We start from the raw sequence: 9182 nt of genomic DNA on the forward strand, positions 1-9182 counted from the left end.
CGCGACCGGGACCGAGCAGGTGCGACTCAGCCCGGGGTCGACTCCCGGACGAAGGACGCCTGCAGCGCGTCGACCGTGATCGTGCGCTCCTTCACGGCAATCCGGCGCAGCAGCGGGGCACCCAGCCGCCAGATGCCGTGCGGCACCAACCGACCGCGATGCCGGACCGTCGTCGCGTCATCGCCGGACGAGCGCAGGTGGTAGCTCGGCCATCCCTCGATCGTGGTCCGGCCTCCCGCGGACCTCTCCCACCAGTGGAAGACGACCAGAGTCGGCGCCTCCAGCTCGACGATCTCGCCGGGCGTGGTACCCAGGCGGGTCACGTCGACGAAGGTCGTGCCGACTCGGGGTGGCCCGGCGGAGGTCTGCCGGGTGCGCTTCAGCATGCTGCCCGTACCGGCCAACCAGTCGTTGTGCCCCTCGATGTCAACCAGGCGCGCGAAGACCTCGTCGATCGGTGCCCGGACCAGGCGCTCGAGCTCGAACTCGATGGGCCGCATACGGCCAGCATCCTCGCCGTGCCGCGACACCACAAGTGACGTTCCGCGCCGTGCGAATCGGCCGTCCTCCGGTCGGGGTGACAGGATTTGAACCTGCGACCCTCTGCTCCCAAAGCAGATGCGCTACCAAGCTGCGCCACACCCCGTGGCACCTGTCCGCCCGAGGACGGCAGGCCCGGCGCAAGTGTAGTGCCCCGGAGCACGCCGCGAACTTTGCTAGGCTGACGCCCGCGTTCCGACGCCTGCGGCACCCACCGGTGCGGCGCCGTCGCGCACGTGCGGGCGTAGCTCAATGGTAGAGCCTCAGTCTTCCAAACTGATTACGCGGGTTCGATTCCCGTCGCCCGCTCTCGCTGTCGAAGCCCAGGTCACACCATGCTGACCTGGGCTTCGCTGTTCCCGGGCAGGCGCCGGCCCGGCGGCCGGCTCGAGCCGCCGCCCTCGAGCCGCCTAAACGGTTCGACCCGTGGCCCCGACCCTGACCCCATGGCCTGATGGCACCTATCCGGGCCGCTGCGCAGCGGCCGCCGTACGAGCATCAGGAGGACAGCGATGTCCCGCACAACCCGATGGCGCAGGGCGGCGATGGCCGCCACCGCCGCCCTCGTCGCACCCCTTGCGTTCGTGGCCGTCGCGACGGTGGGCGCGAGCTCGGCCGCCGCCCACGGGTCGGTCACCGACCCGCCCACCCGCAACTACGGCTGTCTCGAGCGGTGGGGCGACGACCACCTGAACCCTGAGATGGCCGAGGCCGACCCCATGTGCTGGGGTGCCTGGCAGGCGGAACCGGCCGCCATGTGGAACTGGAACGGCCTCTACCACGAGGGCATCAACCACCGGCACGAGGAGCTCATCCCCGACGGGCAGCTCTGCTCAGGCGGCCAGACCGAGGGCGGCCGGTACGACTACCTGGACACGCCCGGCGGGTGGTACGCCACCGGGGTCGACCACCAGTTCACGCTCACCCTGACTGACGGCGCGAACCACGGCGCCGACTACCTGCGGATCTACGTCTCGAAGCCCAGCTTCGACCCCACGACCGAGCGTCTCGGCTGGGACGACCTCGACCTGCTCCAGGTGACGGACTCCTACCCGACCACCTCGCCCTACCAGGCCGAGGTGGACCTGACCGGCTACGACGGCCGCGCTGTCCTCTACACCGTCTGGCAGGCGAGCCACGCCGACCAGCCGTACTACCTGTGCTCCGACATCAACATCGGTGGCGGTGACATCGTCGGCGACGGCCCCGCCGACGGGGAGGACCCCGGTGACGGCGAGGACGCGGGTGACGGCGAGGACCCCGGCGACGGCGAAGACCCGGGTGACGGGGAGGACCCGGGTGACGGGGAGGACCCGGGTGACGGCACGGGCGGTGACTGCACGGCCGAGGTGACCATCACCAACGCGTGGTCCGGCGGCTACCAGGCCGACGTGACGGTGACGGCCGGCGACGCTGCGATCGACGGATGGGACGTCGTCGTCGGCGGAGCGACGATCAGCCAGGCGTGGAACGGGACGGTGTCCGGCAGCACGGTCTCGAACGTCGGATGGAACGGTGCTCTCGCGTCCGGCGCGTCGACGTCGTTCGGGTTCCTCGGCGACGGCGACCCGAGCGGCATCTCCACGGAGTGCTCGGCAGCCTGATCCTGTGACGTCGGCCCCGGTCCTGTCCCGGGCCGGGGCCGACGTCGTACGTTCGGACGGTGCACCCGATCCTCGACGCGGCGGCCGATGCCGGCATGACCCTCTCTCCCGCGCAACGGACGGCCGCCGGGCACCTGGAGGGGCTGCTGGAGCCGCTCCGGCGCGGCGACACCGCGGGCGGGGTCTACCTCTGGGGGCCGGTGGGCCGCGGAAAGACCTGGCTGCTCGACCGGTTCCACGCCGCGGCCGGTGGGCCCCGCTTCCACTTCCACGAGTTCTACCGGGCGCTGCACGCCGAGGTGTGGGCCCGGACCGGCCGGAAGGACGCCATGGCGCGCGCCGTCGACGCGCTGCTCGGCGACGCCCGCACGCTCTGCTTCGACGAGCTGCACCTGCACGACTCCGGCGACACCATGCTCCTCACCCGAGCACTGCGCACCCTGCGCGCACGGGGCGTCACGGTGGTCGCGACGTCGAACTACCCTCCGCACGGACTCCTGCCGTCGCCGCTCTTCCACCATCTCGCGGAACCGCTCATCGAGCTGATCGAGGGCTCCCTGACGGTGGTCGAGGTCGCCGGCACCACCGACTTCCGCACGCTCGTGACCGACGGCGACCGTGCCGTCCCCGGATGGCGGTCCGGCCGGGTGGTGCCCGCCGGCACGCTCGAGGCACCTGACCCCGGCGACGCCGTGGAGGTGCCGTTACCGGGCGGCCGGACGGTTCCGGCGCTGCGCGCCGAGGGCGACACCGTCTGGTTCGACTTCCTGGGGCTCTGCGCCGCCCCGGTCTCGGCACTCGACCTGCTGTTCCTCGCGGAGCGGTACCAGCGGTTCGTGCTGCTCGACCTGGTCCCGTTCGCGCGGTGCCGCCCGGAGACGCAGGCACGGTTCGTGAGCCTCGTGGACGTGCTGTACGACAGGGACCAGGCGCTCGTCCTCACCCTGCCCGGGAGCTCGGCGAGCAGACGTCCGGGGCGCCTTCTCGCGGCGCTCCTGACCGTACCGGCGGGCCGACCCGCGCCCCCGGACCTCGGGCGAGCGGTGAGCCGGTTGCGGCAGGTCCCCGGGCCGCCGAGTGAATCATCGATGTTCTCGATCAGTGAGACCGGTCTTGTCGATCGGTTGTCCGGTGGTTAGGCTCGACGCCGCAGGCCCTTGTCGGGCCCGCGCGGAAAGCACGCCGCCCGGCGACCGCCGCCGACCACGGGGAGGAACCGATGAGCACCACCGCGTTCCCCCGTGCTGCTTTCCCGGCCTCCCCCCGTTCGCGCCTCCTCGTGCGCGTGCCGGTGGGCTGCGCACCCATGACGGCCTGCTGCTGTCGGTAGAGCGTCCACGCCACGCCTGACCCGCCATGCGGGCCGCGGCGACCGTGCGACGCTCGCCGACCCAGCCCCGCCCTCTGCGCCCGCCACGACCCCCGCCAGCGCCGCGCCTCGCGCGTGCCGCCGTCCGGCGGCCGCCGCGGCCCGGATGGCACCCTCGCCCACCGCACCACCGCAACCGACGAAGGAACATCACACATGGCCATCATCTACGACGACGCGACGAAGCTCATCGGCCGGACCCCGCTGGTCCGGATCAACCGGCTGACCGAGGGCTCGTCCGCCACCGTCGCCGCCAAGCTCGAGTTCTACAACCCGGCCAGCTCGGTGAAGGACCGCATCGGCGTCTCGATCATCGACGCCGCCGAGGCGTCCGGCGCCCTGAAGCCCGGCGGCACGATCGTCGAGGGCACCTCGGGCAACACCGGCATCGCCCTGGCGTTCGTCGGTGCGGCGCGCGGGTACGACGTCGTGCTGGCCATGCCGGAGACCATGTCCAAGGAGCGTCGCGCCCTCCTGCGCGCCTACGGCGCCGAGCTCGTCCTCACGCCGGGTGCGGAGGGCATGAAGGGTGCGGTCGCCGCCGCCGAGAAGATCGCGGCCGAGCGCCCCGGTGCCATCCTGGCCAGCCAGTTCTCCAACGAGGCGAACCCGAAGATCCACCGCGAGACCACCGCGGAGGAGATCTGGGCGGACACCGACGGCGGCGTCGACATCCTCGTCGCCGGCATCGGCACCGGTGGCACCATCACCGGCGTCGGCCAGGTGCTCAAGGAGCGCAAGCCCGAGGTGCAGATCATCGCGGTGGAGCCCGAGGAGTCCCCGATCCTCAACGGCGGTGCTCCCGGGCCGCACAAGATCCAGGGCATCGGCGCGAACTTCGTGCCGGAGATCCTGGACACCGACGTCTACGACGAGGTCATCGACATCAACGCCGAGACCGCCGTCGAGTGGGCCAAGCGGGCCGCGAAGGAGGAGGGCCTGCTCGTGGGCATCTCGTCCGGTGCGGCGCTCGCCGCCGCCGCCCAGGTCGCCGCACGCCCCGAGAACGCCGGCAAGACGATCGTCGTGATCATCCCCAGCTTCGGCGAGCGCTACCTGTCGACCATCCTGTTCTCCGACCTGCTCGACTGATGGCAGGCTCCTCGGCGCGCGCGTTCTTCCGCCTCCTCCGCGAGGACGCGGAGGTCGCGCGCGCCCAGGACCCGGCCGCGACGTCGCTCGCCGCGGTCGTCCTGACCTATCCGGGCGTCCACGCCGTGTGGCACTACCGTGTGGCGCACCTGCTGTGGCAGCAGCCTGCGCTGCGGCTGCTCGCGCGGGTGCTGTCGCTGGTCTCGCGCCTGCTCACGGGCGTCGAGATCCACCCCGGCGCGCGCATCGGTCGGCGCCTGTTCATCGACCACGGCATGGGCGTGGTCATCGGCGCGACGGCCGAGGTCGGCGACGACTGCCTGTTGTTCCACGGCGTGACGCTCGGCGGACGATCGATGAACCCGGGCAAGCGGCACCCCACGCTCGGCGACCGGGTCATGGTGGGTTCCGGCGCCAAGGTGCTGGGTCCGTTGTGGATCGGCGACGACGCCAAGGTGGGAGCCAACGCCGTGGTGACCCGTGACGTCCCGGCGTCCGCGGTCGCCGTCGGGGTCCCGGCCCGGCTCCGGACACCTGCGCCCCCGCGGCCGACGAACGGCCAGAGCTTCGAGGATCCTTCGCAGCTCATCGAGTACGTCATCTGATTGCGATTCGGCAACGGACGCGTTCTGGCCTTGCCGGGTGTGGTCCACGCCACTAGAAAGGCAGGTGGTGCGGGGCAATGGCGCCCCGCACTTCTTCAGAACCGTCGGTGCACGTGACGCTCACGCGCGGTGGTCGCGCGCCAGCCGTTCCGGCGCACGCGCGCACCAGGCGTCCTCCACGGTCTCGGCGAGCGTGCCGTCGTCGACCGCGTCGAGCCGCACCAGCACGGCGGCGTACCCGTCCAGGTGCGGGATGGTGAAGTGCGAGCCGCGGTGGGCCGCCAGCACCGCCTCCTTCTCCCCCAGGTCCTCGACGGCGGCCGCGAGGATCGAGCCGGCCGGCACCGGATCGTCGCCGAACCGCCGCAGGTCCGCCTTCGTGAAGGGCCGCTCCCACACGAACTGCCTGCCGGCGACCTGCCACACCCGCCAGCCGCGCGAGGTGCCCTCGGTCGTCTCGGGCAGGGCGAGCGCGAGGCGGGCGACGTCGTCGTAGGTGGCCATCTCCCCAGCATCGGCGGCGCCGTCCGCGGCCGCCACCTCGGCTAGGGTGAGGCGTTGTCCGGGACGGGACGTCCCAGGTACCACGACTCGACGAGGAGACCCATGACCACCCTGCGCATCGGCATCCAGACCGGCTACTGGTCCCGCAAGCCGCCGACCGGCATCGTGGAGGCCCTGCAGCAGGCCGAGGCCGCCGGCCTCGACTCCGTCTGGACCGCCGAGGCGTACGGGTCCGACGCCTTCACACCGCTCGCCTGGTGGGGGTCCCACACCTCCCGGCTGCGCCTCGGCACCGGGATCGCGCAGATGGCGGCCCGCACGCCGACGGCCACGGCCATGCAGGCCCTCACGCTGGACCACCTCTCCGGCGGTCGGTTCGTGCTCGGCCTCGGCGCCTCGGGTCCGCAGGTCGTCGAGGGCTGGTACGGCCAGCCGTACCGCCGTCCCCTGGCCCGGACCCGCGAGTACGTCGACATCGTGCGCCAGGTCATCGCGCGCGAGCGCCCCGTCACGTTCGACGGCGAGTTCTACCGGCTGCCGCTGCCGGCCGACGCCCCCGGGGCCACCGGCCTCGGCAAGGCGCTCAAGCCGACGGTGCACCCGGTGCGACCGGAGGTCCCGATCGTCCTGGCGGCGCAGGGGCCGAAGAACGTGGCCCTGGCGGCAGAGATCGCGGACGGGTGGATGGCGGGCTTCTACGCGCCCCGCACGGACGCCGAGCACCGGGAGCTGCTGGCCGAGGGCTTCGCCCGACGAGCCGACGAGCGCTCCCGCCCGGAGGAGTTCGAGGTCGCCGCCACCGTGCCCGTCGTGGTGCGCGACGACGTCGAGTCCGCGGCCGACGTCGTGCGCCCCCACATCGCGCTGTACGCGGGCGGGATGGGCGCCAAGGAGGCGAACTTCCACAAGGCGTCCCTCGACCGTCTCGGCTACGGCGAGGTCACCGACGAGGTCCAGCGGCTCTACCTCGAGGGCCGCAAGGAGGACGCGGCCCGCGCGGTGCCGACCGAGCTCGTCGAGGAGATCGCGCTCGTGGGGCCCGCGGCGAAGGTCCGCGCCGACCTGGCCCGCTGGGAGAACACCGCCCTGACGACCCTGCTGGTCCAGGGCGACGCCGCCGCGGCGGCCGCCCTGCTCGGCTGAATCCCGCCGGAAGCGCTCAGGGAAGCCAGACGGCGCGGCGCAGGTCCACGCGCCGGCCGTCGCGGGTCAGGGGGCAGCCCTCGGCGCGCAGCTCCGTGAGCGCCCGGTCCAGGTGACGGGCCGGGGGCGCCCCCGCGGCGTTGACCACGCGCCACCACGCCACGCCGGACCCGGCGCGGGCCATCACCTGACCGACCTGGCGCGGACCTCCCCGCCCGAGCACTTCGGCGACGGCCTCGGCCACCAGTCCGTACGTCGTGGCTCGTCCCGGCGGCACCCGCTCGACGACGGTGAGCACCTCGTCGAGGTACTCCTCGGCGGCGCTGGTCTCGTCTGGCTCGGTCACGCCGCGACCCTACCGCCGCCGCAAATCCTCTGGCGCCGGACCCTGCCGGGCGGCAGGATCGGTCCGTGATCCTCGATGCACCCGCCCCTGCCGGGTACCGCTTCCGCCAGCTCACGGCGGACGACCGCCGCGCCGTCACGCACCTCGACTCCTGGGCCTTCCCCTCCCCGGCGGACCCGGACGAGATCGAGAAGGGACCGTCACCGCTGACCTGGGACCGCGTCGTCGGCGTCGAGCCCGACGGCGAGGCGGCCCCCGACGGCGGACTGGCCGCCCTGCACGCCTCGTACCCGTTCAGCCGCTTCCCCGTCCCGGGCGGCACCCTGCCCACCGCCGGTCTGACGTGGGTCGGCGTGCACCCCCAGCACCGCCGCCGCGGCATCGCGACCGCGATGATCGACCTGCACCTGGCCCGTTGCCGCGAGCGCGGCGAACCGTTGTCCGCGCTGTTCGCCGCGGAGTACCCGATCTACGGCCGGTTCGGCTACGGCAAGGCGGCCGACGACGTCCGCCTCACCGTCCCGCGCGGCGCCGCCCTGCGCGACGTGCCCGGGGCGGCCGAGCACACCGTGCGGATCGAGCACGCGGACCGCGGGCGCCACGCCGCGCTCGTCGACACGGTCCACCGCGTCGCCGGGGAGTCCGTGGGCGGCACCGGCATCAACCGCCCGGGATGGGCGACCCGGGAGTCTGCCGAGCTGCAGGCTTCCTGGTGGCGCGACTCGACCACCTTCCGCGGCGGCCAGGAGTCGCGGCGGATCGTGGTGGTCGAGCGAGACGGCGAGCCGCGCGGCTACGCGCTGCTGCGCCGCAAGCTCGACTGGGTCCCCACCGGCACGGACGGCACCGTGAACGTCCTGGAGGCCGTCGCCCTCGACGCCGCAGCGTCCCGAGCCCTGTGGGGCGTGCTGCTCGACCTCGACCTCATGACCGAGACCAAGCCGTTCATCCTCGCACCGGACGACCCGCTCCTCGCCCTGCTCCGGAACCCGCGGGCGGCCGGCCAGCGTCGGGTCGACAACGTCTGGATCCGCCTCGTGGACCTCCCGACCGCCCTGGCGGGCCGCCGGTACGCCGCAGGGATCGACGCGACCCTGGCCGTCACCGACGCGCGCCTGCCGGACAACGCCGGCGTCTGGCACCTGCGGGCCGCTCCCTTCGGTGCGGCGACGTGCGAGCGCGCGGACACGGCGCCGTCGGAGGCCGACCTGGCGCTGGACGTCCGCGAGCTCGGTGCCGCCTACCTCGGTGGCACGTCGCTGGCCGGTCTGGCCGCCGCGGGCCTGGTCGACGAACGCGTACCCGGCGCCCTGGCGGCGGCGAGCACGGCGTTCGGCTGGCCGGTCGCGCCGGTGTGCAGCTGGGTGTTCTGAGACTGCCGGACACCCTGAGCGCACAATTCCTATCGGTTTAGTAGTCTTTCTGTTAGTGTCCGGGCCATGGCATCGACCACGGCCGGGCGGGACCGTCTCCACGACGTCGACATGGAGATGGAGGAGGACGACGCGGGGGGACGTGCCGGAACGGTCACGCTCGGCGATCCCTGCCTGGTGGTGGACGAGCTGCACGTCGTCTTCCGGGTGTTCGGCGGCAGCAACGAACCACGTGCCGACAAGCCCGGAGCCGGGGCCCAGGCGCCGGCCCCCGCGAGACGAAGCATCCTCCAGCGGCTGCTCGGGGCGGGGCGGCAGCACGTCGGGGCCGTGAGCGAGGTGCACGCCGTGCGTGGCGTGTCGTTCACCGCCCGTCACGGTGAGTCGATCGGGATCGTCGGGATCAACGGGTCGGGCAAGTCGACGCTGCTGCGCGCCATCACCGGGCTCATCCCGCCCCACTCCGGGGCCGTCTACGTCGACGGCGAGCCGGCGCTGCTGGGCGTGAACGCGGCGCTCATGCCGCAGATGACCGGTTCGAAGAACATCGAGATCGGGGGCCTCGCCCTGGGCATGACGCCCAAGGAGGTCGACGAGAAGTTCGAC

Annotated in this window: 10 protein-coding genes and 2 tRNA genes; 8 read left to right on the forward strand and 4 right to left on the reverse strand. The window is 73.0% G+C overall.

Annotated elements, in window-relative coordinates; all coding sequences use genetic code 11:
• Positions 1-26: 26 nt before the first annotated feature.
• Positions 27-500: a hypothetical protein gene (locus BCL65_RS11890; RefSeq protein ID WP_106268258.1), complete on the reverse strand. Its 474-nt coding sequence runs from the start codon at positions 498-500 to the stop codon at positions 27-29.
• 72 nt (positions 501-572) lie between these two features.
• Positions 573-646 (reverse strand) — tRNA-Pro (locus tag BCL65_RS11895).
• Between the two features lie 132 nt (positions 647-778).
• On the opposite strand from BCL65_RS11895, the gene BCL65_RS11900 reads away from it, so the two are divergent.
• From BCL65_RS11900 to cysE, 5 genes are all read left to right on the forward strand, one after another.
• Positions 779-849 (forward strand) — tRNA-Gly (locus tag BCL65_RS11900).
• Positions 850-1052: 203 nt separating this feature from the next.
• Positions 1053-2144 (forward strand): lytic polysaccharide monooxygenase, encoded by a 1092-nt coding sequence (locus tag BCL65_RS11905; RefSeq protein ID WP_106268260.1) that lies wholly within the window; start codon positions 1053-1055, stop codon positions 2142-2144.
• A 59-nt stretch (positions 2145-2203) separates the two neighbouring features.
• Positions 2204-3283, forward strand: a complete 1080-nt coding sequence (gene zapE, locus BCL65_RS11910) for a cell division protein ZapE (protein WP_106268262.1) — start codon at positions 2204-2206, stop codon at positions 3281-3283.
• Between the two features lie 386 nt (positions 3284-3669).
• A complete protein-coding gene (cysK, locus tag BCL65_RS11915) occupies positions 3670-4605 on the forward strand; it encodes a cysteine synthase A (protein WP_106268263.1) in 936 nt (311 codons plus the stop codon).
• Positions 4605-5210 (forward strand): serine O-acetyltransferase, encoded by a 606-nt coding sequence (cysE, locus tag BCL65_RS11920; protein WP_106268265.1) that lies wholly within the window; start codon positions 4605-4607, stop codon positions 5208-5210. The genes cysK and cysE overlap by 1 nt, the downstream gene beginning before the upstream one ends.
• Before the next feature lie 120 nt (positions 5211-5330).
• Here the strand turns inward: cysE and BCL65_RS11925 are convergent, their stop codons facing one another.
• Positions 5331-5714 (reverse strand): MmcQ/YjbR family DNA-binding protein, encoded by a 384-nt coding sequence (locus tag BCL65_RS11925; protein ID WP_106268267.1) that lies wholly within the window; start codon positions 5712-5714, stop codon positions 5331-5333.
• Between the two features lie 111 nt (positions 5715-5825).
• Between BCL65_RS11925 and BCL65_RS11930 the strand changes: the two genes are divergently transcribed.
• Complete coding sequence (locus BCL65_RS11930) at positions 5826-6857, forward strand: LLM class F420-dependent oxidoreductase (RefSeq protein ID WP_106268332.1); 1032 nt, start codon at positions 5826-5828, stop codon at positions 6855-6857.
• Positions 6858-6873: 16 nt separating this feature from the next.
• Here BCL65_RS11930 and BCL65_RS11935 read toward each other — a convergent pair whose 3' ends face one another.
• Positions 6874-7203, reverse strand: a complete 330-nt coding sequence (locus BCL65_RS11935; protein ID WP_106268269.1) for an MGMT family protein — start codon at positions 7201-7203, stop codon at positions 6874-6876.
• A gap of 65 nt (positions 7204-7268) precedes the next feature.
• On the opposite strand from BCL65_RS11935, the gene BCL65_RS11940 reads away from it, so the two are divergent.
• Together BCL65_RS11940 and BCL65_RS11945 are read left to right on the forward strand one after the other, a co-directional pair.
• Positions 7269-8576, forward strand: a complete 1308-nt coding sequence (locus BCL65_RS11940) for a GNAT family N-acetyltransferase (protein WP_106268271.1) — start codon at positions 7269-7271, stop codon at positions 8574-8576.
• A 66-nt stretch (positions 8577-8642) separates the two neighbouring features.
• Positions 8643-9182: ATP-binding cassette domain-containing protein (locus BCL65_RS11945; RefSeq protein ID WP_146137219.1), on the forward strand; the 540-nt coding region annotated here is incomplete at its 3' end.

Source organism: Isoptericola halotolerans, assembly GCF_003003075.1.
Taxonomy (GTDB): Bacteria; Actinomycetota; Actinomycetes; order Actinomycetales; family Cellulomonadaceae; genus Isoptericola; species Isoptericola halotolerans_A.